26 protein-coding genes are annotated in these 21,816 nt (G+C 72.2%); 19 read left to right on the plus strand and 7 right to left on the minus strand.

Annotation, left to right across the window (positions count from 1 at the left end; translation table 11 throughout):
• Nucleotide 1 precedes the first annotated feature (1 nt).
• Complete coding sequence (locus HNR13_RS01890) at nucleotides 2-1,039, minus strand: hypothetical protein (protein ID WP_179604181.1); 1,038 nt, start codon at nucleotides 1,037-1,039, stop codon at nucleotides 2-4.
• A 92-nt stretch (nucleotides 1,040-1,131) separates the two neighbouring features.
• On the opposite strand from HNR13_RS01890, the gene HNR13_RS01895 reads away from it, so the two are divergent.
• Together HNR13_RS01895 and HNR13_RS01900 are read left to right on the plus strand one after the other, a co-directional pair.
• Complete coding sequence (locus HNR13_RS01895) at nucleotides 1,132-2,436, plus strand: ATP-dependent DNA helicase (protein ID WP_179604182.1); 1,305 nt, start codon at nucleotides 1,132-1,134, stop codon at nucleotides 2,434-2,436.
• 92 nt (nucleotides 2,437-2,528) lie between these two features.
• A complete protein-coding gene (locus tag HNR13_RS01900) occupies nucleotides 2,529-2,885 on the plus strand; it encodes an FHA domain-containing protein (protein WP_179604183.1) in 357 nt (118 codons plus the stop codon).
• A gap of 50 nt (nucleotides 2,886-2,935) precedes the next feature.
• On the opposite strand, the gene HNR13_RS01905 is transcribed toward HNR13_RS01900, so the two are convergent.
• Entirely contained in the window at nucleotides 2,936-3,445 is a 510-nt protein-coding gene (locus HNR13_RS01905; protein ID WP_246312697.1) for a hypothetical protein, read from the minus strand.
• Between the two features lie 32 nt (nucleotides 3,446-3,477).
• Complete coding sequence (locus HNR13_RS01910) at nucleotides 3,478-3,891, minus strand: DUF4383 domain-containing protein (RefSeq protein WP_179604184.1); 414 nt, start codon at nucleotides 3,889-3,891, stop codon at nucleotides 3,478-3,480.
• 175 nt (nucleotides 3,892-4,066) lie between these two features.
• On the opposite strand from HNR13_RS01910, the gene HNR13_RS01915 reads away from it, so the two are divergent.
• Nucleotides 4,067-5,329, plus strand: a complete 1,263-nt coding sequence (locus HNR13_RS01915; RefSeq protein WP_179604185.1) for a serine hydrolase domain-containing protein — start codon at nucleotides 4,067-4,069, stop codon at nucleotides 5,327-5,329.
• A 69-nt stretch (nucleotides 5,330-5,398) separates the two neighbouring features.
• Here HNR13_RS01915 and HNR13_RS01920 read toward each other — a convergent pair whose 3' ends face one another.
• From HNR13_RS01920 to flgN, 4 genes are read right to left on the minus strand one after another with little or no spacing between them, the layout of a single operon-like run.
• Nucleotides 5,399-5,782 carry a flagellar assembly protein FliW gene (locus HNR13_RS01920; RefSeq protein ID WP_179604186.1) on the minus strand — a complete coding sequence of 128 codons (384 nt, stop codon included), beginning with the start codon at nucleotides 5,780-5,782 and terminating at the stop codon, nucleotides 5,399-5,401.
• Entirely contained in the window at nucleotides 5,779-6,651 is an 873-nt protein-coding gene (gene flgL / locus HNR13_RS01925; protein WP_343063408.1) for a flagellar hook-associated protein FlgL, read from the minus strand. The genes HNR13_RS01920 and flgL overlap by 4 nt, the downstream gene beginning before the upstream one ends.
• A gap of 15 nt (nucleotides 6,652-6,666) precedes the next feature.
• The gene (gene flgK, locus HNR13_RS01930; protein WP_179604188.1) at nucleotides 6,667-8,091 is read right to left on the minus strand and encodes a flagellar hook-associated protein FlgK; all 1,425 of its coding nucleotides are present in this window, start codon (nucleotides 8,089-8,091) and stop codon (nucleotides 6,667-6,669) included.
• 5 nt (nucleotides 8,092-8,096) lie between these two features.
• A complete protein-coding gene (gene flgN / locus HNR13_RS01935) occupies nucleotides 8,097-8,591 on the minus strand; it encodes a flagellar export chaperone FlgN (RefSeq protein WP_179604189.1) in 495 nt (164 codons plus the stop codon).
• Nucleotides 8,592-8,972: 381 nt separating this feature from the next.
• On the opposite strand from flgN, the gene HNR13_RS21385 reads away from it, so the two are divergent.
• From HNR13_RS21385 to HNR13_RS21955, 16 genes are all read left to right on the plus strand, one after another.
• Nucleotides 8,973-9,317: a sigma-70 family RNA polymerase sigma factor gene (locus HNR13_RS21385; protein ID WP_343063409.1), complete on the plus strand. Its 345-nt coding sequence runs from the start codon at nucleotides 8,973-8,975 to the stop codon at nucleotides 9,315-9,317.
• On the plus strand, nucleotides 9,209-9,724 hold the full coding sequence (locus HNR13_RS01940; protein WP_246312860.1) for a sigma-70 family RNA polymerase sigma factor: 516 nt from the start codon (nucleotides 9,209-9,211) through the stop codon (nucleotides 9,722-9,724). The genes HNR13_RS21385 and HNR13_RS01940 overlap by 109 nt, the downstream gene beginning before the upstream one ends.
• Nucleotides 9,725-9,819: 95 nt before the next feature.
• Nucleotides 9,820-10,665 carry a flagellin N-terminal helical domain-containing protein gene (locus HNR13_RS01945; protein ID WP_218881145.1) on the plus strand — a complete coding sequence of 282 codons (846 nt, stop codon included), beginning with the start codon at nucleotides 9,820-9,822 and terminating at the stop codon, nucleotides 10,663-10,665.
• Between the two features lie 118 nt (nucleotides 10,666-10,783).
• Nucleotides 10,784-12,187 carry a flagellar filament capping protein FliD gene (fliD, locus tag HNR13_RS01950; RefSeq protein ID WP_179604190.1) on the plus strand — a complete coding sequence of 468 codons (1,404 nt, stop codon included), beginning with the start codon at nucleotides 10,784-10,786 and terminating at the stop codon, nucleotides 12,185-12,187.
• Nucleotides 12,188-12,192: 5 nt separating this feature from the next.
• Complete coding sequence (gene fliS / locus HNR13_RS01955) at nucleotides 12,193-12,660, plus strand: flagellar export chaperone FliS (RefSeq protein WP_246312698.1); 468 nt, start codon at nucleotides 12,193-12,195, stop codon at nucleotides 12,658-12,660.
• Nucleotides 12,641-12,928, plus strand: coding sequence for a hypothetical protein (locus tag HNR13_RS01960; protein WP_343063410.1), 288 nt, complete (start codon nucleotides 12,641-12,643; stop codon nucleotides 12,926-12,928). The genes fliS and HNR13_RS01960 overlap by 20 nt, the downstream gene beginning before the upstream one ends.
• A 521-nt stretch (nucleotides 12,929-13,449) precedes the next feature.
• A complete protein-coding gene (gene flgB / locus HNR13_RS01965; RefSeq protein WP_179604192.1) occupies nucleotides 13,450-13,791 on the plus strand; it encodes a flagellar basal body rod protein FlgB in 342 nt (113 codons plus the stop codon).
• A gap of 37 nt (nucleotides 13,792-13,828) precedes the next feature.
• Entirely contained in the window at nucleotides 13,829-14,221 is a 393-nt protein-coding gene (locus HNR13_RS01970) for a flagellar basal body rod protein FlgC (protein WP_179604193.1), read from the plus strand.
• Entirely contained in the window at nucleotides 14,221-14,535 is a 315-nt protein-coding gene (fliE, locus tag HNR13_RS01975) for a flagellar hook-basal body complex protein FliE (RefSeq protein WP_179604194.1), read from the plus strand. The genes HNR13_RS01970 and fliE overlap by 1 nt, the downstream gene beginning before the upstream one ends.
• On the plus strand, nucleotides 14,535-16,133 hold the full coding sequence (gene fliF, locus HNR13_RS01980) for a flagellar basal-body MS-ring/collar protein FliF (RefSeq protein ID WP_179604195.1): 1,599 nt from the start codon (nucleotides 14,535-14,537) through the stop codon (nucleotides 16,131-16,133). The genes fliE and fliF overlap by 1 nt, the downstream gene beginning before the upstream one ends.
• Nucleotides 16,130-17,149, plus strand: coding sequence for a flagellar motor switch protein FliG (fliG, locus tag HNR13_RS01985; protein WP_179604196.1), 1,020 nt, complete (start codon nucleotides 16,130-16,132; stop codon nucleotides 17,147-17,149). The genes fliF and fliG overlap by 4 nt, the downstream gene beginning before the upstream one ends.
• Nucleotides 17,139-17,738 carry a FliH/SctL family protein gene (locus tag HNR13_RS01990; RefSeq protein ID WP_179604197.1) on the plus strand — a complete coding sequence of 200 codons (600 nt, stop codon included), beginning with the start codon at nucleotides 17,139-17,141 and terminating at the stop codon, nucleotides 17,736-17,738. The genes fliG and HNR13_RS01990 overlap by 11 nt, the downstream gene beginning before the upstream one ends.
• Nucleotides 17,735-19,063 (plus strand): FliI/YscN family ATPase, encoded by a 1,329-nt coding sequence (locus tag HNR13_RS01995; RefSeq protein WP_179604198.1) that lies wholly within the window; start codon nucleotides 17,735-17,737, stop codon nucleotides 19,061-19,063. The genes HNR13_RS01990 and HNR13_RS01995 overlap by 4 nt, the downstream gene beginning before the upstream one ends.
• Entirely contained in the window at nucleotides 19,063-19,509 is a 447-nt protein-coding gene (locus HNR13_RS02000; protein WP_179604199.1) for a hypothetical protein, read from the plus strand. The genes HNR13_RS01995 and HNR13_RS02000 overlap by 1 nt, the downstream gene beginning before the upstream one ends.
• A complete protein-coding gene (locus HNR13_RS02005; RefSeq protein ID WP_179604200.1) occupies nucleotides 19,506-20,300 on the plus strand; it encodes a C40 family peptidase in 795 nt (264 codons plus the stop codon). Before HNR13_RS02000 ends, HNR13_RS02005 begins: the two co-directional genes overlap by 4 nt.
• The gene (locus tag HNR13_RS21955) at nucleotides 20,297-21,814 is read left to right on the plus strand and encodes a flagellar hook-length control protein FliK (protein WP_179604201.1); all 1,518 of its coding nucleotides are present in this window, start codon (nucleotides 20,297-20,299) and stop codon (nucleotides 21,812-21,814) included. The genes HNR13_RS02005 and HNR13_RS21955 overlap by 4 nt, the downstream gene beginning before the upstream one ends.
• Nucleotides 21,815-21,816: the final 2 nt, after the last annotated feature.

Consider the following 21,816-nt stretch of genomic DNA (forward strand, 5'->3'; position numbering starts at 1 on the left):
GCTACTCCCCCACCACGATGTCGAGCGACTCGTCCGGCCGGATGACGACGCTGGTGAGCGACACCGTGAACTTCTCGTCCGACTCGCGGTGCTCGATGCTGCCGTCGAAGATGGACTGCACCGTCACGGAGAGGTGCACGACGCCGCCGGTCGAGGGCATCGTCCACGCGCCGTCCCCCGCGGCCAGGCGAACCGGCGGATAGGTCTTCATCGTCCAGGTGGGCGCGCCCTGCACGCGGTCGTCGATCACGACGCCGAACGGGCAGCCCGCGGGCTGGAGCACCTGCTGCTTCGCGCACTGGTCGAGGAAGCCGTCGAGCTCCTTCTGCACAGCCGTGGTGAAGTGCGCGTTCGGCTGCGCGTCGACGGTCGCCTCCACTGTCCGTCCGGGCGACGGCTGGAGCGCGACCGCGGCGGCCTGCGTGTAGGTGTCCGAGTGCCCGAGCCGGTACAGCGACGGGGCGGGGACCAGGTAGCCGGCGCTGACCGTGAACGCCGAGGCGGGTTGGGCCGGCGCCGCCGCGCGCGGGTTCAGGGTGTGGCCGCCGACGGTGAACGTCTGGGCGTGGGCGACGGTGATGCGCGCGACGCCGACGGGAGTGCGGGCGAACTCCCACGTGGGCAGCAGGCCGAGGATCGCGCCGGTCTGGCGGAGCTCGAAGGAGGCCGTCACCGGGTGCCCGTCGGCGAGGACCCGGACCACGACCGTGCGGCCGACCCCCGTCGCCGTGTCGGACACGATGCGGAGGCCGCTGTAGCGGGGAAGCAGGTCGGACCGCAGCAGCTCGGCGGAGGCGTCCGTCGGGAGCCCGGCGCCGCTCAGGGCCTGCTTCGTCGGCGCCGCCCCCGGCATGGCGAGCGCGGCGGGCAGGTCGTGGGCGGCGAGCGCCCCGACGTAGGCGGAGACGAAGCCCTCCGGGCTGTAGTACGTGCGCTGGACGGCGCCGAGCGCGGCGAGGAACGCCGCGACGAGCAGGACCCCGAACCCCGACCAGAGCAGCACGGGGCGGAGTTCGCCTCCCCTGCCGTCCCCGCCCATAGCAGCCATCCTATGGGCCTGTGGATAAGCGGCCCCGGCGCTGCACGCGGGGTTAGAGTAGTTCGGCAGGTCGCGCGAGGGAAGGGATCCGGATGGGCGGACTCTCGCTCTCGCCCGAGCAGCGGGCGGTGTTCGAACTGATCGAGCACACGCGCGACCACGTGTTCGTGACCGGCAGGGCCGGCACCGGCAAGTCCACGCTGCTCAACCACCTGTCGTGGAACACCGAGAAGTCGATCGTCATCGCCGCGCCGACCGGGGTGGCCGCGCTGAACGTCGGCGGCCAGACCATCCACTCGCTGTTCAAGCTGCCGATCGGCGTCATCGCGGACCACGACATCGAGCAGACCAGCGAGCTGCGCAAGCTCCTGAACAGCATCGACACCCTCGTGATCGACGAGGTCTCGATGGTGAACGCGGACCTCATGGACGCGGTCGACCGCAGCCTCCGCCAGGCCAGGCAGCGGCCGAAGGAGGTCTTCGGCGGTGTGCAGATCGTGCTCTTCGGCGACCCGTACCAGCTGGCGCCGGTGCCGGGCGACCACGAGGAGCGCGCCTACTTCGCCGACACCTACCGGTCGATGTGGTTCTTCGACGCGAAGGTGTGGCGGGAGGCCGACCTCCAGATCGTGGAGCTGCTGCAGGTGCACCGGCAGCACGAGTCCGACTTCCGCTACATGCTCAACGCCGTCCGGCACGGCCAGGTGACGAAGGAGATCGCCGACCGGCTGAACGAGGTCGGCGCGCGGCCCGCGCCGCGCGACGGCACGATCACGCTCGCGACCCGCAACGACACCGTGAACCGGATCAACGCGCTGGCGCTGGAGCGCCTCCCCGGCCGTCCGCTGACGGCCAAGGCCGAGGTGAGCGGCGACTTCGGCGGCCGCAACTACCCGGCCGAGGAGGTGCTCGAGCTGAAGGTCGGCGCGCAGGTGATGTTCCTGCGCAACGACGTCGGCCAGGGCGACGGCCCGCGCTGGGTGAACGGCACCATCGGCACCGTGACGCGCATCGACTCCAACGTCTATGTGGAGGTCGACGGCCAGGTCCACGAGGTCGAGCCGGCGATCTGGGAGAAGTACCGCTACAGCTACTCCCCCGAGACCAAGAAGCTGACGAAGGATGTCGTCGCGGAGTTCACGCAGTTCCCGCTGCGGCTCGCCTGGGCGGTCACCATCCACAAGTCGCAGGGCAAGACCTACGACGCGGCGATCGTGGACCTCGGCACCCGCGCGTTCACCTCCGGCCAGACCTATGTGGCGCTCAGCCGGATCACCAGCCTCGACGGCCTCTACCTGACCCGGCCGCTGCGGCCCAGCGACATCACGGTCGATCCGGACGTGGAGCGCTTCATGCGCGACGCCCGGTCGATGCGGGTGCCGGTGGCGTCCGAGTGAGTCTCGCCCCGGAGGGCGATCTCTAGGAGCGCGCGGCGCGACATGGCATGCTAAGCGAGGTGCTTCGTGTGCGCCGACGAGAGGAGACGCCGATGGCGGTGATGTTCGCAATGGACCTGAGCGACGGGCAGCACGTCGAGACCTCGGGCAACGGGGTGATCGGCCGGAACCCGGCCTCGCACACGCCGGGCACGGAGTTCGAGGATCCGGCCCACATCGAGCTGGTGACCGTGGCGGACGAGGCCAAGTCGGTGTCGCGCGCGCATCTCGCCTTCGGGCAGTACGACGGCGTGTTCTGGGTGATGGACCTGGGCTCCGCGAACGGCACGACGATCACCTACCCGGGCGAGGGAACCTTCGCCTGCGACCCGAACACCCGGCACGAGGTCGACCCCGGGTCGATCGTGCGGTTCGGGAACGCGTCCTTCGCACTGAGCCGCCGGAGCTGAGCCGCCGGAGCTGAGCCGCCCGAGCCGAGCCGGACGCAGCCGGGCCTCGCTCAGTGGTGGTGGTGCACCGTCACCGCCGCGACACCCGCGTCAGTGGCGCCGAGCGCCGGGATGGTCACCGCGCAGACCGCGCACGCGCTGACCGCGAGCGCCGCCACGAACCGGAGCGCGCCGGTGCCCTCCCGCGCTGCCCGGCCGCGGCGCAGGACCACCGCGGCGATCCCCGCCACGACGACGTCGAGCAGCGACGCCACGCCCATCGGCAGGAATGGGAGCGTGAGCACCGTGCCCGACGTCGCCGTGGCCCCGGCCGTCGCGAGCGCGGCCCAGATCCCGAGCGGCGCCAGCGCCAGTGCCGGGATCAGGCCGAACAGGGGAGGTCGCTCGCGGGCCAGTGCGAGCACCGCCCAGGTCAGCTCCGCGGCGGCGACCGCCACCAGGAGCGCGAGCAGTGCGGGAGGTGCGCTGGGGGCCAGTGCCGCGTGCAGCAGCCCGGCCCCCAGCGCGGCCACGGCGAGGACGGCCCTGGTCGCCGGAGCGACCGGGGCTGACTCCTTCATCCTGCTCATGGGAAGCGCCGTGGCCCAGCCGGTCAGACGGTCGCCGAGGAGGCGCGCACAGTCCGCTCGGCGCCGAGACCGACACCGAGGAGCACGATCGCGCTCACCAAGTGGAGGAAGTGGTCGGGGGTGTTCAGGGCGAGGATGTTCGCTCCCGTCCCCACGAGGAAGAAGCCGACGATGCCCAGGAGCAGGTAGACGGCCCCGACCGTGATGTTGACGGCCTTCGCGGCGGCGAGCCGGGTGAGGCCGGCGATGAGCAGCGCCGCGCCGATCAGCAGGTGGGCGATGTTGTGCAGCGGGTTGACCTCGAAGATGCCGAGGATCAGGCCGCCCTGGGTCGCCACGAAGCCGACGCCGCCGGTGAAGGCGAAGCCGAGCAGCCCGACGAGCAGATAGACCGCGCCGAAGATCGTTGCGACGAGGCGGTTCGGTGATGTGCGCATGTGTCGTTCCTCCTTGGAAGACGGCGCGCGGCGTGCGCGCCTCATCACTGGTTCGGCGCGGGCCGCCGATCGGATTGGTCGCGGACGGGACCCCTTCGACGGGACGCCGCCGCGGGCTACAATCGCAGCACAGGGCGGCCGTGGTGGGCCGGGCCGCAAGCGTCGGGGGGATGCGATGGGACGAGGGGCCGGTCTCCGGAGGGCGGTCCTCGCCGCCTCCGCCGCGGCCCTCGCGCTCGCGCTCACCGCGTGCGGCACCACGGTCTCCAACCCGGATTTCCCGCAGCAGCAGCCGGGCGGCCTCCCCGCCGCGACCTCCGCGCGGCTCAAGGCGGCGGTGACGGACGCGATCGCGCTCTCCGGCGGATCCGCCGCGCTCGTCGGCGTCTGGGCCCCGTGGGCCGGGAGCTGGACGGCCGCGATCGGCACCACCACCCGGGGCGGGTCCGTGCCGGTCTCCCCCGCGATGACCTTCCGCGCCGGGCAGCTCACCACGGCGATGACCTGCACCGTCCTGCTCGAGCTGGTCGACGACGGGACCGTGGAACTCGACGACCCGGTCGCCACGTGGGTGCCGGGGCTGGTGGGCGTCGGCGGCGTGACCCTGCGCGAACTCTGCCAGGACACCTCGGGGATCGGCGACTACGCGGGTCAGCTGAGAACCGAGTTCCTGGCGAATCCGACCCGCTACTGGCCGCCGCTCGAGCTGGTGAGCGACGGCGTCGCCACGGCGCGCACGGGCAACCCCGGCGAGAAGTACAGCCCGTCTCAGACCAACGCGCTTCTGGTCGGAATGGCGCTGCAGAACGCGGCGGGCCGGAACTGGCAGCAGCTGTACCAGGGCTACGTGTTCAGCAGGCTCGGGATGACCGCGAGCGCGCTCCCGGATAACAGTGTGCTCACCGTCCCCGGGCCGCATCCGGCCGGCTATGCGGCCGCCCTCGACGCCGCGGGTGCGCCAGTGTGCGCTCAGACCCACGATGTCACCGCACTGTCGCCCTCGATGGGCTGGACGGCCGCGGGCGTGGTCTCCAACGTCCCGGATCTGAAGGCGTTCGTGCAGGCGCTCGCCAGCGGCTCGCTGCTCAGCAGCAGGTCCGCGGACGCGCAGGCGGCGACAGTGGGCGCCGGCGCGTCCTGGCTCGGCTACGGACTCGGCGTGCAGCAGGTCGGCCCGCTGCGCGGAGCCTCGGCGGCCGTTCCCGGCTACCTCTCGGCGGCGTACGCCGACCCGTCGTCGGGCCTCACCATCGTCGTGGCCCTGAACGACTCGACCCCGGGAGCGGGCTTCGCGCAGTCCCTTGCGGAACGGCTCGCGTCGATCGTGTCCAAAGTGCCGGCGGCGCAGCAGGGCGCCAAGGTCGTCGCCTCCCTGCCCTGGTCGGAGGACCAGGCGGCCGCGGCCATGAAGGCCGCCGCCCCGTGCCCGACCAAGTAACCGTCGAGTACGCGCATAATCGGTCGGAAACCGTCGAGTACGCGGAGAATCCGCGTACTCGCGAGGTGGTCACGCGCGGGCGAGGGCGGAGAGCTCGGCGCGCACCGGGAGGGCGTCGTCGTCCAGCACGAGCTGGAGGGCGGCGCCGGTCGCACGGTTGACGATCACGGGCGCGAGCAGGTTGACCGTGCTCCCCTCCCGCGACGGCGTCACGACCGCGAGCAGCATCGCCTCCTCCGCCGAGCCGATGCCCAGCTCCGCGGCGCGATCGTCCGGCAGCTCGGGCGAGTAGCCGGGGAGGTGGACCTCGGCGTCGATGGTGAACAGCCGCACCTCCGGACGCTCGACCGAGGCCAGCGAGTAGAGTCCGTCCGCGCCCGCGACGGCGGTGAGCTCGAACGCGTCGAGCGGCTCCAGGCCGGGCGGAGGGGTGATGAACCGGACGCCGCTCACCGGAGGAAGTCCATCAGGGTCGGCTGCAGGACCTTGGCGGTCACCGCGATCGCGGTCTGGTAGTTCACGTCCTGGGTCTTCAGATCGAGGATCACCTTGCTGAGGTCCACATCTTCCAGGCTCGCGCGCTGCGACTCCAGCGAGTTCGCACCGACGGCGAGCGTGTCCTTGGCCTTGTCGATGCGGGTCTGGCGTCCGCCGATCTGCGCGTGCTCTCCCACGATCGCCTTCATCCTGTCGTCGATCTGCGCCAGCCTCGGGCCCACGTTGACACCCGAGCGGAGGTCGCTCGCGGTCGAGTCGATGAGGGCGAACACCGACGAGGCGCCGGAGCCGAACGCGGCGGCGCCGTCGGCGTCGACCCGCACCGTCGTGCCGGGACCGATCCTGCGCTCCACAGTACTGCCGGCTGCGCCGGTGAACGTGTAGTCCGGCTGGAAGGCGACGCCCGCGTCCGAGTTGCCCGCGAACACCGTGCGGCCGAGATAGGTGGTGTTGGCCAGCGCGAGCATGCTCTTCTTGATGCCGTCCAGCTCGGTCGCGATCGCCTCCTTGGCCTCCGGAGAGAGGGAGCCGTCGTTCGCGCCCTGCACGGTGAGGTCGCGGAAGCGGCGCATCAGCGTCTCCACGTTGGTCAGCGTCGAGTCGGCGGTGGTCAGCCAGCCGTCGCCGTTGTCGACGTTGCGCTGGTATTGGGCGGTCGCCGCCTGGTCGGAACGCACGTTCAGAGCGCTCGCCGTGGCCGTCGGGTCGTCCGACGGCCGGGTGATCTGCTTCTGGCTCGTCGCCTGGTCGTACAGCTTCGCCTGGCGCTGCAGGCTGAGCTGCAGGTTGCGCTGGGCGTTCGCCGTCTGGGTTGCGTTGGTCACGCGGGTGAACACGGGCTACCTCCCGACCAGTCCGGTGTGGTTGATGAGTGTGTCGAGCGTCTCGTCGACGGCGGTCATCACGCGAGCGGCGCCCTGGTAGGCGTGCTGGAACGTGAGCATGTTCATGTTCTCCTCGTCGAGGTCGACGGACGAGTTCGCGAGCTGCGCGTTGGTGGCGTTGCTCGCGGCCAGGCCGGCGAGGTCGGACTGCTGCTGCTCGGTCTTGCTGGCGGTCCCGACGCGGACGACGAAGGCCGACCACTGCTTGTCGACGGCGTTCGGGCCGGTGCCGAGCTGGGAGATGGCGTCGGCGACGGTCCCGTCGGTGCCGCCGGCGCCCGGCTTCCCCGTCGCGATCTGCGACACGTCCGTCGGGATGACCGAGAGCCCGAGCGCCGCCGGCTGGGAGGCGTCGATGGCGAAGAAGTCGAGACCGGTCGTCCCCGACGGGGTGGAGCCGGTGCTGTGCACGGCGTTGACCCGCTGGGCGAGCGTGACGGCGAAGGCGTTGTAGCTCGCCGCCGCCTCGGCGAGGACTCCCCCGGTGCCGTTGGCGTCCGCGGGCGCGAGCGTGGACACGGCGCCCGCGATCTGGCCGCCTTCGAGCGCGATGGCCGAGCCGGGCCGGTGCGCCCATTCCAGCCGCACGGGGTCGGCGCCGGCGTCCGTCATCCGCTGCGCGCCGGCGAGCTGGACGGCGTTAGCGGTCGTGCCGCTGACCAGGGCGTTGCCGCCGACCAGGACGTCCACGGTGCCGTCGTCGTTCGCGCGCACCACTCCCCCGGCGAGGTTCGCGAGTTGCGTCGTCAGCACATCGCGGCGGTCCATCAGCTCGTTGGCCGACGACCCGGAGGCGACCGCCTGGCGGATCCGGCCGTTGAGGTCGGCGACCTCGTTCGCGGCCTGGTTGACGTCGTTCACCATCCCGTTCGCGCTCTGCCGCAGCGAGCTCCACTGGGCGTCGACGGCCCGGTAGCCGGAGGCGATCTGGCCTACGAGGCTGCCGGCCTGGCCGAGCAGCACGCCGGCGGGCGCCTGCTCGCCGGCCTGGTTCGCCACGTCGCCCCACGCGGACCAGAACTTCTGCAGCTGGGCGGACAGGCCGTTGGTCCCGGGCTCGTTGAGCGAGTCCTCCAGCGTGGTGAGCGCCTGGGCGCGCGTCGAGGAGTAGCCGGAGAGGGCCGTCGTGCTGCGGACCCGCGCGTCGAGGGCGGCGTCGTCCAGGCGCTTGATGCCGTCCACGCTGACGCCCTGGCCGGGCCGGACGCCGCCGGTGAAGAGGCCGGCCGAGTTCAGGGCGGGCACTCCGGAGGTGGTCAGGCGCTGGCGCGTGTAGCCGGCCGTGTTGGCGTTCACCAGGTTCTGGCCGACGACGTCGAGGCCGGCCTTCGCCGCGACGAGTCCGGTGTAGGCGGTGTTCAGCCCGCTGAAAGTGCTCATCCCGCTCAGGCCTCCGTGTCGAACAGCCGTGCGCCGGAGTCGCCCGACCGGCTCTCGCCCGCCGCGCCGTAGAGCCCGGTCTCCGTTCCGGCGCCGGTCAGCCCGCTCAAGGTCTCCTGCGTCGAACGTGCGGCCTCCCGCAGCAGCCGCTCGTTGGTGTCCCGCACCTCCGCGATCTGACCGGTGAGCTCGGTCATCGCGGTCAGGTGCGATGCGAAGATGTCGGACCAGATGCCGTCCGGGGCGCCCGCCACGAGCTCGCGCAGGGTCGCCTCCGCCGGGAGGCCCCACGCCTCCGCGACGGCCGACACCTCGATGGTGCGGGCGAGAGCGACGTCGCGCATCCGCTCCATCACCTGCTCCACCTCGTGCGTCGCGTGCGAGATCCAGCGCGACTTGCCGGCGATGAGCAGCAGCTGCTCCTCCTCCAGCTTGAACAGCAGAAGCTCCAGCAGCTCGCGCTCCTTCCAGAGCTGAGCGGAGAGTTCGCTCGCGGCCATGTCGCTCCTGACGTCCTCGTGAGTCGTTGTGCGCACTGGTTCCCTCGGTCCGTGGCGGAACGGGTGTCCGCCTCATGGGGGACCATCGGCACCGGTCGCCCCGATGTTAGGCGGGTTCGGCTATGAAATCGCTCAGGCCGTACCGGATGCACCCCACTTCCCGCTGTTCCCCGTACTGGGGGTAGGACTGCCCCGTAGTGGGGGCAACCGCCTCGCGACCTGAGAGGAGGCTGATCGTTACTGTGAAAGACGAAAGACCCCTAGCACTCTGTTCGGCACCCGAAGTAAGTCCGAGCATCCAGCACCGCCCGAGTACCCGCACCGCCCCGTCCCCACCGGGGCGCCGCGGCGTATCCGTCCGATGAAGAGGGGTCCAACAGCGTGAACCGCAGCGAACGAAACACGCTCGTCGTCGACAACCTGCCGCTGGTCGGCTACCTGGTATCCGACCTGTGCTCCCGTGCCACCCACCTGTCCCGCGACGACCTGGCCTCGGCCGGCGCCGTCGCCCTCGTGACCGCCGCCGACGCGTACGACGCGAGCACCGGCGTCCCGTTCGGCGCGTACGCGCGCACCCGGATCGTCGGCGCGCTCGCCGACGAGCTGCGCGCGGGCGACTGGGCCACGCGCTCCGCCCGCAAGCGGATCAAGGCGACGCTCGCGGTGCAGGAGAGCCTGACCGCCGCGCTCGGCCGCACGCCGGCCGTCGAGGAGATCGCTCGGTGACCACCCTCGACGAGACCGTCGAGTCGGTGCTCGTGTCCGAGTCCGCCGGCCCGGAGGACACCCTGCTGGCCGGCGAGCGCACCGCCTACGTCCGCGCCGCCGTCGCCGCGCTCCCCGACCGGATGCGCTCGATCGTGGAGGCCATCTACTTCGACGACCGCACGGTGACCGAGATCGCCGAGGAGCTCGGCATCACGCACTCGGCGGTGTCGCAGCAGCGGTCGGAGGCCATCCGGCTCATGCGCGAGGGCATGGCCACGCACTACGCCGACGAGGGCGACCCCGCCGTGATCGAGGCGAAGACCTCGCAGGCCCGGCGCAGCGCCTACCTCGCCCGGCTCGCCCAGCACGCGGTCGCGCACCTGCACCCGCACACCCCCACCCCGACCTCGGCCCGCGCCTCCTGAATCCGTTCCTAACGGGGGGCGCGCGCCGGCCGATAGAACCCACTGCGGGACATGGATGGACCGCGGACCACTAGCCCAGTCATGGAGGAAACATCATGGGTATGCAGATCAACACCAACATCTCGGCGCTCAACGCCTACCGCAACCTGAACAACACTCAGAGCGACCTCTCGAAGTCGCTCGAGAAGCTGTCCAGCGGCCTCCGCATCAACCGTGCGGCGGACGACGCGGCGGGCCTGGCCATCTCGGAGGGCCTGAAGTCGCAGGTCGGCGGTCTGACCGTCGCCGCCCGCAACGCTCAGGACGGCATCAGCGTCGTGCAGACCGCTGAAGGTTCGCTCACCGAGGTCCACACGATCCTGCAGCGCATGCGCGACCTTGCTGTTCAGGCCGGCAACGACTCGAACAACGTGGACTCGCGCAACGCGATCAAGACGGAGGTCACCCAGCTGACGAGCGAGCTCACCCGTATCGCGGGCAGCTCGAACTTCAACGGGATCAACCTGCTCGACGGCTCTGCGGGCGCCGGCACCGGCAAGCTGACCTTCCAGGTCGGCGCGGGCTCGGTGGCGGCGAACGACCAGATCCAGGTCGACCTCTCCGGCGCGAACGTCACCACGGTCGCCACCGCGGCGGCCGGGCTGCAGTTCGACACCGCCGCCAACGCGCTGGCCTCGATCGCGACGCTCGACACGCAGATCACCGCCGTCTCGACGGCCCGTGCCAACATCGGTGCGGTCCAGAACCGCTTCGAGAGCGCCATCCGCAGCCTCAACGTCTCGCAGGAGAACCTGTCGGCTGCCCAGTCCCGCATCACGGACACCGACATGGCGTCGGAGATGGTGAAGTACACCCGCTCCAACATCCTGTCGCAGGCCGGCACCGCCATGCTCGCTCAGGCGAACCAGTCGGGCGCGGGCGTCCTGAAGCTCCTCGGCTAAGCCGAGCGCGTCAGACCCGGCGGCCGGGACGCCATCCCCAAAGGGCGTCCCGGCCGCCGCCACAACCAGAACCAGCACCAGCACCAGCGCAGCACCGCAGTAGGAGGGAGAGCAGCACATGAGCATGGCCGTCGACGGTCTGGTCAGCGGACTCAACACCACCCAGCTGATCAGCCAGCTGATGCAGGCGGAGGCCGTCCCGCAGACCCTGCTCAAGAACAAGGTCGCGGACTCCACCACCTACATCACGGCGATGCAGACGCTGAACAGCAAGATCGCGGCGCTCGCCACCTCGGCGGCCGCCCTCGCGAAGCCGACCGGCACCGACCTCCACACCGCCTCCACCAGCTCCACCTCCGTCACCGCGACGGCGGGCACGGGCGCAGTGGACGGCACCATCGACTTCACCGTCGACCGCCTCGCGCAGTCGCAGGTCATCGTCACCGGCCCGCTCTCGCAGTGGCCGGACAATCCCCCGACGCTCACCTTCGTGGGCTCGGACGGCACGACGACGCAGGTCACGGCCGCCAGCAACTCGCTCGCCGACGTCGCGTCGGCGATCAACAAGGCGGGAGTGGGCGTCAGCGCCACCCAGGTCGCCGCCGGCACCGACCCGGCGACCGGCCAGCCGCTCTACCGCCTGCAGCTCAGCTCGGCGAAGACCGGAGCGGCAGCCGCCTTCACCGTCTACCGCGGCACGCCGGCCGCCGTGACAGCAGGCACCGCCACCAACCTCCTCAGCGACCCCGGCGCCGCGCAGGTTCGGCAGGCCCAGGACGCGCAGGTCACGCTCTGGGCGGGCTCGGCCGCGGCGCAGGCCGTGACCAGCTCCAGCAACACGTTCACCACGGTGCTCCCCGGCGTCTCGCTGACCGTCAGCGCCGCCTCCACCACCCCGGTGACGCTCACGGTCGCCCGCGACGACACCTCGATCTCGAACGCGGCGAACGCGCTGGTGACCAGCCTGAACGACGCCTTCTCCTTCATCGCGCAGAAGCAGGCCGTCTCGACCGGCACCGACACGGCGGGCGGGACCACGGTCACCGCGGGCCCGTTCACCGGCGACTCGACCGTCCGCGATGCGAACCAGAAGCTCATGGACGCGGTGATCGCGCCGATCAACGGGATCTCCCCCAGCACCTACGGCATCAGCATCACCAGCGACGGGCAGGTGACGTTCGACAAGACCGCCTTCACCACCGCTCTGGCGAACAACCCCGACGGCGTGAAGTCGGCGCTCGCGACCATCGCCCAGCGCGTCTCCGACGCCGCGACCGTCGCCAGCGACAAGTACACCGGCACCATCACGACGAAGATCCAGGGCGAGCAGGCGACGGTCAAGAGCCTCAACACGCAGATCGCCGACTGGGACACGCGTCTCGCCGACCGCAAAGCCACACTCCAGAAGACCTATGCGAACCTCGAAGTCCAGTTGCAGCAGCTCCAGTCCCAGTCGTCGTGGCTGAGCGGGCAGCTCGCCTCCCTCTCCGCAAGCTCGTCGTCCTCGTCGTCGGGTCACTGATGGGTATGCTCAACACCGCCGCCGCGAAGCTGTCGGCCTACAACCGGGACAGCGTGCTGTCCGCCAGCCCGGCGCGCCTGCTCACGATGCTCTACGACCGCCTGGTCCTCGACCTCACCCGCGCCGAGGAGGCACTGCGCGCCGAGGCGTGGCCGACCGCGTGGGAGAACCTGCGGCACGCCGACCAGATCGTCGCCGAGCTCGCGTCGAGCCTGAAGGTCGACCTCTGGGACGGCGCCGAGAGCCTGCTCCAGCTGTACGGCTACCTGGCCGACCTCATCGTCGCCGGCACCATCGAGCACGACGCCGACAAGGTCCGCGAGGCGATCGAGCTCGTCGAGCCGCTCCAGGCGGCCTGGCATGAGGCCGCCGCGTCGTTGCCCGCCTCGACGGCGCCGTCCATCGTCCCCGCCTCGCCGTTCGGCGCGGGCGACCCCGCTGCGGAGACCGGTCGTGACCTCGGCGTCGCCTGACTGGGCCGAGGCGCTGGAGCGCATGGAGCACGAGCTGCACCGCGCCCTCGCCAAGGTCGAGCCGGTCCCCTGGCGCACCCCGGCCGGGCTCGGGCCGATCCCCGAGGAGCTCCAGGAGCGCGCCGCGCGCCTGCTGGAGGCGCAGCTGCACACCATCCGCTACCTCGAGGACGTGCGTCAGACCACCGCCAAGCACCTCGCCGCGGTCAGCTCCGTTCCCCGCACGGAGCTCGGTCCGCACCCCGTCTACTTCGACCTCATCGGCTGACGATCCGCCCTCCCGGGCGTGTCGCGGGCGTTCAGCGACCGTTCAACCCACGGGGGTCGACAGCCTGGTCTGCGGCGATTCGTCCTCCCCAGCTTCTCTACCTGTGGATAACTCTGGGGAAAAGCCGTGGATGAGTGCCGATAACGTGTGGAGGACACGCGCGGCATGTGTGGAATCTCAGAATTCACAGGAAAAGAAAATGCCTTCTGACCAGGCATTTATCGCATTTTCACGCTCAATCGAAGCTATGTTCTAAACCACAACGGTGTAATTCACACCCCGAATAGGGGTGTGGATAAATCTGTGACTTCACCTCACCTGCACAGACTCATCCACAGGCCGGCCGAACCGCTACGACACCGCGCGGACGACCCTCGTTCACCCTGTCGAGGTGCCCCGCGAAGAGGGGGTGCGACGGCCGTAACGCTTCCGGGACCGCGGCCGATAGAGGCCTACGAGCACGGATCGCTCGACGACTGGCCACGGACGGGCCGCCCCTTCGACCACCGATGGAGTGCAGCGTGCTCGAATCCGTGACCACGGCCGCCCTGACGAGCGCCCTCAATGGCCTGTCGGCGCGCCAGCGCGCGATCGCGAACAACATCGCCAACGTCAACACCCCCGGCTACACCGCAGAGCGCGTCTCCTTCGAGGACGCCCTCGCCGCCTCGGTCGCCCGGGGCGACGGCCACGTCTCCGCGACGACCGCGCGCTCCCTGGAGCCCACCCGGCTCGACGGCAACAACGTCAACCTCGACACCGAGACGCTCTCCAACGTCGACACGGTGCTCATGTACCAGTTCGCCTCCCAGGCCGCCGGCAACGAGTTCTCCGCGGTCCGCGCCGCGCTGAAGACGAGCTGACCGGCGCCGTCCGACCAGAGGACCGAAAGGACACACGATGACATTCGACGCCATCGGCATCGCCGGCACCGGATTGACCCTGCACCGCAAGTGGCTGGACGCGATCTCGGACAACATGGCCAACATCAACACGGCGAAGCCCACGAGCGGCGCGGCCTTCCAGGCCCGCTACATCGTCGCGCAGGAGGGGGAGGGCGTCTCCGGGGCCTACGTCGCGGGCGCCGCCTACGGCAGCGCGGTCGGCCGGCTGGTCTACGAGCCGGACAACCCCGTCGCCGACGCCAAGGGCTACGTGCGCTACCCGGACATCGACCTCTCCGAGCAGATGGGCGCGCTCATCATGGCGCAGCGCGGGTACCAGGCGAACGCCGCCGTGGTGGACCGCGCCAAGGAGAGCTACCAGGCCGCCCTCCAGATCGGGAGGAACTGATGCCCGTCGGCGCGATCGGCGCGATCGGATCGATCGGCGCGACCTCCGGCATCGCCGGCACCACCTCCGCGAACTCCGTGTCGGGAAGCGGCGGCGCCTCGTTCGGCGACGCCCTCACCGGCGCCGTCGACAACCTCCAGCAGCTCCAGGGCACCAGCGACTCGCTCGCCATCAAGGCCGTCACCGGCAACCTGGACGACATCCACAACGCGACCATCGCCTCCACCCGTGCCCAGGTCACGCTCGAGCTGGTCGCGGGCGTCCGCAACAAGGCCGTCGACGCCTTCAACGAGATCATGAGGATGCAGGCCTGATGCCCCAGCAGGTGACGAGCTTCTTCCGGCGGCTCGGCGACACGATCCGCGGGTTCAGCGTGGCCCAGCGGGTCATCGCCGTCATCGGCGTTGCCGTGATCGGGCTCGGCGCGGCCGGCCTGGCGATGTGGGCGTCGCAGCCCTCGTACACCCCGCTGTTCTCCGGGCTGCAGGCCGCCGACGCCTCGGCGATCGTCGACCAGCTGCGCACCGACGGCGTCCCGTACCAGCTCACCGACGGGGGTGGGACCATCCTGGTGCCCCAGGAGAAGGTCTACGACGAGCGCCTGAAGGCGGCGTCGGCGGGCCTGCCGACCTCCACCACCAACGGCTACTCGCTGCTCGACAAGATGGGCGTCACCTCCTCGGAGTTCCAGCAGTCCGTCACCTACAAGCGGGCGATGGAGGGCGAGCTGGCCAACACGATCTCCGCCATGAAGGGCGTCAAGACGGCGTCCGTCCGCCTCGCCATCCCTGCAGACACGGTGTTCACCTCGCAGAAGCAGGACCCGACCGCGTCCGTCTTCATCGAGCCGCAGGCCGGCGTCACCCTGAGCTCCGATCAGGTCCAGGCGATCGTGCACCTCACCAGCGCCGCGGTCACCGGCATGCAGCCGACCGACGTCTCGGTCGTCGACGCCAATGGAAACGTCCTCAGCACGGTCGGCGCCGGTGCGACCGGGGGAGCGGACAAGCAGGCCAACGACTACGAGTCGCGCGTGAAGACCGCTGTGCAGGACATGCTCGACAAGGTCGTCGGCGCCGGGAACGCCACCGTCGCCGTCGCGGCCGACGTCAGCAACGAGTCGGCGCAGCGCACCACCGAGCAGTACACGACGCCGACCAACGCGCCCGCGACCAGCGAGACCACCCAGAAGGAGACCTACACCGGCTCCGGCGGCTCGGCGGCCGGGGTGCTCGGCCCCGACAACATCGCGGTCCCGAACGGCAGCAGCGGCAACGGAACTTTCAACTCCGAGTCCAGCACCAAGGACAACGCGGTCGACAAGGTCACGGAGCAGCGCACCATCCCGGCCGGCGCCGTCACCCGGCAGACCGTCTCGGTCGCGGTGAACTCGGACGCCGTGAGCAATGTCAGCGCGAACGAGCTCCGCAACATGGTGAACGCCGCAGCCGGCATCAATACCGCGCGCGGCGACTCGGTCAGCGTCCAGCTGGTGCCGTTCAGCAAGACCGGAGCGACCGAGGCGGCCAAGGCGATCCAGGAGGCCAAGGACGCCGCCGCCGCCGACCAGCTCACCGGCATCATCCGCAGCTCCATTATCGGCGCCGCCATCGTCGCGGCCGCGATCATCGCGTTCGCGCTGTTCCGCCGCAGCAGGAAGCGCGCCGCCGAGGACGCCGAGCTGGAGGCCGAGCGCGCCGAGTCGCTGGCGATGGAGGCCTCGCCGTTCCCGGTCGCGCTCGACCCGGCGCCGCCGACGGTCCCGATGCAACTCGACCCGCTGCCGGACCCGACCGCGCCCGAGCTCGAGGCCGAGCGCCGCCGCCAGGAGATCGAGGCCCTCGCCGAGCGCGACCCGCAGAAGACCGCTGAGTTCCTGCGCAGCCTGATGGAGGACCGGGCCGGCGTATGAACGACACGAAGACCCCGCTGACCGGCCCCCAGAAGGTCGCCGTCGTGCTGATGAACATGGATCAGCACCGCGCCGCCCAGGTGATGAAGCAGTTCTCCGACGAGGAGGCTGACGAGATCACCGCGGAGATCCTCCGGCTGCGCCGGGTCGACCCCTCCGTCGCCGAGAAGGCGCTCAGCGAGTTCCACGACTTGACCGCCCGCGGCGGCGTGAGCACGCGCGGCGGCCGCGACATCGCCGTCGGCCTGCTGGAGGCCTCGTTCGGCGCCGAGCGGGCGACCGGCGTGATGAACCGGGTCGCGTCGTCGATGGCGGGCAAGCAGTTCGAGTTCCTCGACGCGGTCGAGCCGGCTCAGGTCCAAATGCTGCTCGCGGGGGAGTTGCCGCAGACCAGCGCGCTCGTGCTCGCGCACCTGCGGGCCGACCACGCCTCCCGCGTGCTCGCCGGGCTGGACGACGACGCGCGCACCGAGGTCGCGCACGCGATCGCGACGATGGGCTCCCCGAGCCCCGACGCCGTGCGGGTCGTCGCCGACACCCTCAAGCAGCGCGCGAGCGCCGTGGTCTCGGCGCGCACGGCCTCCGACTCGGTCGGGGGAGTGCAGCCGCTGGTGGACATCATCAACCGCGCGGACGCGGCCACCGAGAAGGCGCTGCTGGAGGCCCTGGAGCAGCGGGACCCGGCGCTCGCCGAGGAGGTCCGCTCCCGGATGCTCACCTTCGACGACATCGTGCGGCTCGACCCGCGCGACGTGCAGCAGGTGCTGCGCGGCGTCGACGCCGCGGTGCTCGCGGTCGCGACGAAGGGCGCGACGGAGGCCGTCACCGCGGTCATCACCCAGAACCTGTCCGAGCGCAACCGCGAGATCCTCGAGGACGAGATCCGCATCCTCGGCCCGGTGCGCCTGTCGCAGGTGGAGGACGCCCGCGCGTCGATCGTCCGCGCCATCCGCGACCTGGAGGCCGCCGGCACCATCACCGTGCAGCGCGGGGACGAGGACGCGTATGTCGAATGACGTCGCGTTCGCTCCGCTGACCGTCCCCGTGCTCGCGGAGACGGAGACCCAGCACGCCGTGGCGGATGCCGCCCGGGCGCGCGGGTTCGCGGCGGGGTACGCCGACGGACGGCGGCAGGCGGCCGAGGAGCAGGCCGGCTGGCTGGCCGACGCCGAGGCGGTCCGCGCCGCGGAGGCCGCCGAGGCCGCCGACCGCGTCGCGGTGCTGACGCGCGCGCTGCAGGGGGCGACGGTGGAGCTGCGCGAAGCGACGGTCCCGGTGCTCGCCGACGTGGAGGGTGCGCTGGTCGCCGCGGCGTTCGAGCTGGCGGAGGCGGTGGTGGGCACCGTGCTCGCCGACCGGCTGGCGGCGGCTCGGGCGGCCGTCGGCCGCGTGTTCGCCGAGGCTCCGGCCGGCGAGGTGGCGGCGATCCGGCTGAACCCCGGCGACCTGGCCCTGCTCGCGACGACGCACGGTGCGCTCGGAGGGGTGACGACGGTGCCCGATCCGTCGTTGGCCCCCGGCGACGCCATCGCGGAGCTGCCGGCCGGCTGGCTCGACGCGCGGATCCGCTCCGCGCTCGACCGGGCGAAGGAGGCGCTGCGATGACCGCGGCGCTGGCGAGCTGGGGGAGTGCGGTGCGCGCCGCCGCGGTCGAGCGTGTCGGCCGGGTGACCGCGGTGGTCGGGCTGGGCGCCGAGATCGAGGGGGTCCGCGCGGCGATCGGCGACCTCGTCGTGATCGGCGAGGGGGACGGCGTGCACGCGGAGGTCGTGGCCACGACCTCCGGAGGTGCGAAGGTCATGCCCTACGGGCGCCTGACCGGGATCGCGGCCGGCGCCCCGGTGCGCGCGGTCCGCAGCCCGCTGCTCGTCCCCACCGGTGACGGGATGCTCGGCCGGGTCGTCGACGCTCTCGGCCGCCCGGTCGACGGCCGCGGCCCGATCGCGCCGGACGGCTTCGTCACGCTCGACAACCGCGCGCCGGACGCCATGCGGCGCGCGCGCATCCACAGCCCGCTCGGCCTCGGCGTGCGGGTGCTCGACACCCTCGTCACGGTCGGCCGCGGCCAGCGCCTCGGCCTGTTCGCGGGTTCGGGCGTCGGCAAGTCCTCGCTGCTGTCGATGATCGCGCGGGGGACCGACGCGGCCGTCTCGGTCATCGCGCTGGTGGGGGAGCGCGGGCGCGAGGTCCGCGAGTTCCTCGAGGACGACCTCGGGCCGGCCGGCCTGGCACGCTCGGTCGTCGTCGTCGCGACTTCCGACGAGCCGGCCGTGATGCGTCTCCGCGCCGCGTTCGCCGCCACCCGCATCGCGGAGTCGTTCCGCGACCAGGGCCGCGACGTCGTGCTCATGATGGACTCGCTCACCCGCGTCGCGATGGCGCAGCGCGAGATCGGCCTCTCGGCGGGCGAGCCGCCGGCGACCCGCGGCTACCCGCCGTCGACCTTCTCGCTGCTCGCGCAGCTGCTGGAGCGGGCGGGGACCGGGGAGACCGGCTCGATCACCGGCCTCTACACGGTGCTCGTGGACGGCGACGACCACAACGAGCCGATCGCCGACGCGGCGCGCAGCATCCTGGACGGGCACGTCGTCCTCGACCGGAGGCTGTCCGTCGTCGGCCACTTCCCGTCCGTCGACGTGCTCGGCTCGATCTCGCGGCTGGCCTCCCGGGTGACCACGCCGGAGCAGCGGGCCACCGCGACGGCGCTGCGCGGCATCCTCGCCGCCAAGGTGGCCGCGCAGGACCTGCTGGACGTCGGCGCGTACAAGCCGGGCACCAACCCGCGGGTGGACGCGGCCGTGGCCAACGAGGACGCGATCAACCGGTTCCTGCGACAGGGGATCGGCGAGCCCTCCGCGTTCGCGGACGGCTGGGCGCGACTGGGCGAGCTGGTGGCGGCAATGCCCGCCGCCGGGACAGGGGTGGTGTGATGGCACGGACGTTCCCGCTGGCCGGACTGCTGAGGCTCCGGCAGATCGAGAAGGACCACGCCGCAAGCGACCTCGCCGCGGCCAACGCGCTGCGCCGCGACGTGCAGGACCGCCAGGTGCGCGCGATCGCCGCCCTGCACGCCGTGCCGGCGGAGGCCACGGACGCGGGGACGATGTTCGCGCTCGCCGCGGCCCGCGCCTCCTCGCGCAGCATGCTCGCCGACCTGGCCGTGCTGACCGAGCGCGCCGACGCGGAGGCCGCCGAGGCGCAGCAGGCGTTCACCGAGGCGAAGAAGCGCGCGGTCGGGCTCGAGAAGCTCGAGGCGCGGCACCAGGCGGAGGTCGTCGCGGGCGAGCTCGGGGCGGAGCAGGCGGCGATCGACGAGATCGCGACCGGCGCGTGGCTGCGCGAGCGATCCGCCGCAGAGGGAAGGGACGAAGCATGACCGTCACGGACGCGATCGGCCGGATCGCCCAGATCCAGGCGACCATCGCACAGCTCGACGGCGTCGGGACGACGGCGCCGGCCTCCACCGCGACCGCCGCGGCCACGTCGAACACGACGTCCGCGGACTTCGCGAACGCGCTCGCCGGCGCGCTCGGCAGCACAGGGGTCGGTTCGACCGGCTCCACCGGGACGGTGACCGGCGCGGACGTCGTCGCCGACGCGAAGAAGTACCTCGGCGTCCCGTACGTGTTCGGCGGCACCAGCTCCTCCGGGCTGGACTGCTCCGGGCTCGTGCAGCGCGTCTACAAGGACCTCGGGATCGACCTCCCGCGCCTCGTTTCCGGCCAGGGGAAGATGGGCACCGAGGTGCCGTCGCTCGCGCAGGCCCAGCCGGGCGACCTGATCGTGACCAACGGCGGCGAGCACATCGTCATCTACGCCGGGAACGGCAAGGTCATCCACGCGCCGAGCGAGGGCCGCAACGTCAGCCTGGTCGACAACTGGATGAAGGACTCCGACATCGTGACGATCCGGCGGATCGTGCCGCAGGCGACCGCGGCGCCCGCAGGCACGTCGGCGTCGGCGCTGTCGGCGGCGTTGGCGGGGATGTCGGGGGTGTCGGGTCTGTCCGGGCTCTCTGGCCTGTCCGGGCTCTCTGGCCTGGCCGGACTCTCTGGCCTGTCCGGGCTCTCTGGCCTGGCCTCCTCCGGCGGGACGTCGGCCGCGTCGTCGCAGGCGGACATGCTGCGCGCGATGTTCGCCTCGCTCCTGCAGGGAGGCTTGCAGTGACCCCGGGGACCGTGACGGCGCCGGCCGTGTCCGCGCCCGCGCAGCCCGCGGGCGGGACGCGCGCGAAGGCCGGGGGAGGAGAAGCGTTCGAGGCGTTCCTCACCGGCGCGTCGAACGCGCACGCCGACTCCGCACCGGCCGCCCGCGACAACGGTGCGCACGCCCGGAGGCCGAACGCGGGCAGCGGCGACCGCGTGCACCGCGAGACCGGGCAGCGGACCGATGCGGGGAGCACGGGACGACCGGACGAGAAGGCCGTCGACGCCACTGCGGCCACGGCCTCCGCAACGGGGCCGTCGGCCGACGCCGCACCGGTCGTCGCCTCCGATCCCGCCCAGGCGCTCGCCGCCGCCGCGCAGACCGCGCTGAACGCGCCCGCCGCCGCGGGTGCGGGCGCTGTCGCGTCCAGCACGGCCGCGCCGACGGCCGCGAGCCCGTCGCCGTCCGGCACGGGGTCGGCACCGCTTCCTCCTGTCGCGACGGCGGCGGCGACCGTGCCGAGCGCGGTCTCGGCGCCGGTGGTCCCGGCCGGTCCGCAGGCCGTGCCGCTCACTCCGAAGGCGGCCGCACCGGCGTCCCTCGCCAGCGCTCCGGCCGCTCCCGCCGCGTCTCCGGCGCCTGAAGCTGCGCCGGCGGCAGCGGTCCCGGTCGTGATCGCGCCGGCGTCCGCGGGCGCCCCCGCAGCGCAGGCGGCGACCGACAGCGCCGCCGTCGCCGTCGAGCCCGCTGCCGCCCCGCAGCCGGGCCGCCCCGCTCGTCCCGCCGCTCTCCAGGAGGCGCCGGCGCTGCCCGCGGCCTCGGCGCCCGCAGCGGAAACCGCCGCCGCCGCGACCGCGCGACCGGTCGTCGCCGCGGGCTTCGCCGCCGGCGCGCAAGACAGGCCGGGAACGGGCCAGACCGCACCGGAAGCAGCCGCAGCCGACCCCGTGCCGACGTCCGCGCCGGCCACAGTCGCCTCGGCCGTCCCGCCGGCCCCGGTGGCGCCGACCATCACCGCCTCCAGCGTTCCCGCCTCCGCCACCGCGGCCTCCACCTCGCAGACCCCGAACGCGCAGACCCTCAACACGCAGCTGGCGCGCCCGGTGTTCACCCTCGCGGCCGCCGGCCGGGGCGAGCACGTCATGACCGTCCACGTCACCCCGGACAACCTGGGGCCGGTCACCGTCCGCGCGCACGTCGGCGCGGAGGGTGTGCGGGTCGAGTTGTTCGCCCCGACGGACGCCGGCCGCGACGCGCTGCGCGCGATCCTCCCCGACCTCCGGCGGGACCTGGGCAGCACCGGCCTGACCGGCACGCTCGACCTCTCGTCGCAGAACCAGCCCGCCCCGCAGCACCAGCCGGGCCAGGCGGGACAGCCCGGCGGCCAGACCCCGGATGGGCGCGCCGCGTCCGACGGGCGACGGGCGCCGGACGGACGCTCGTCCTCCTCCCGCGGCGACGGTCCGGAGACCGCCGCCGACCGCATCCGCCCCGCTCCCGACGGGTCCGCCCACTCGATCGACCTCATCGTCTAGAC

It is taken from the genome of Leifsonia shinshuensis (assembly GCF_013410375.1).
Classification (GTDB): Bacteria; Actinomycetota; Actinomycetes; order Actinomycetales; family Microbacteriaceae; genus Leifsonia; species Leifsonia shinshuensis.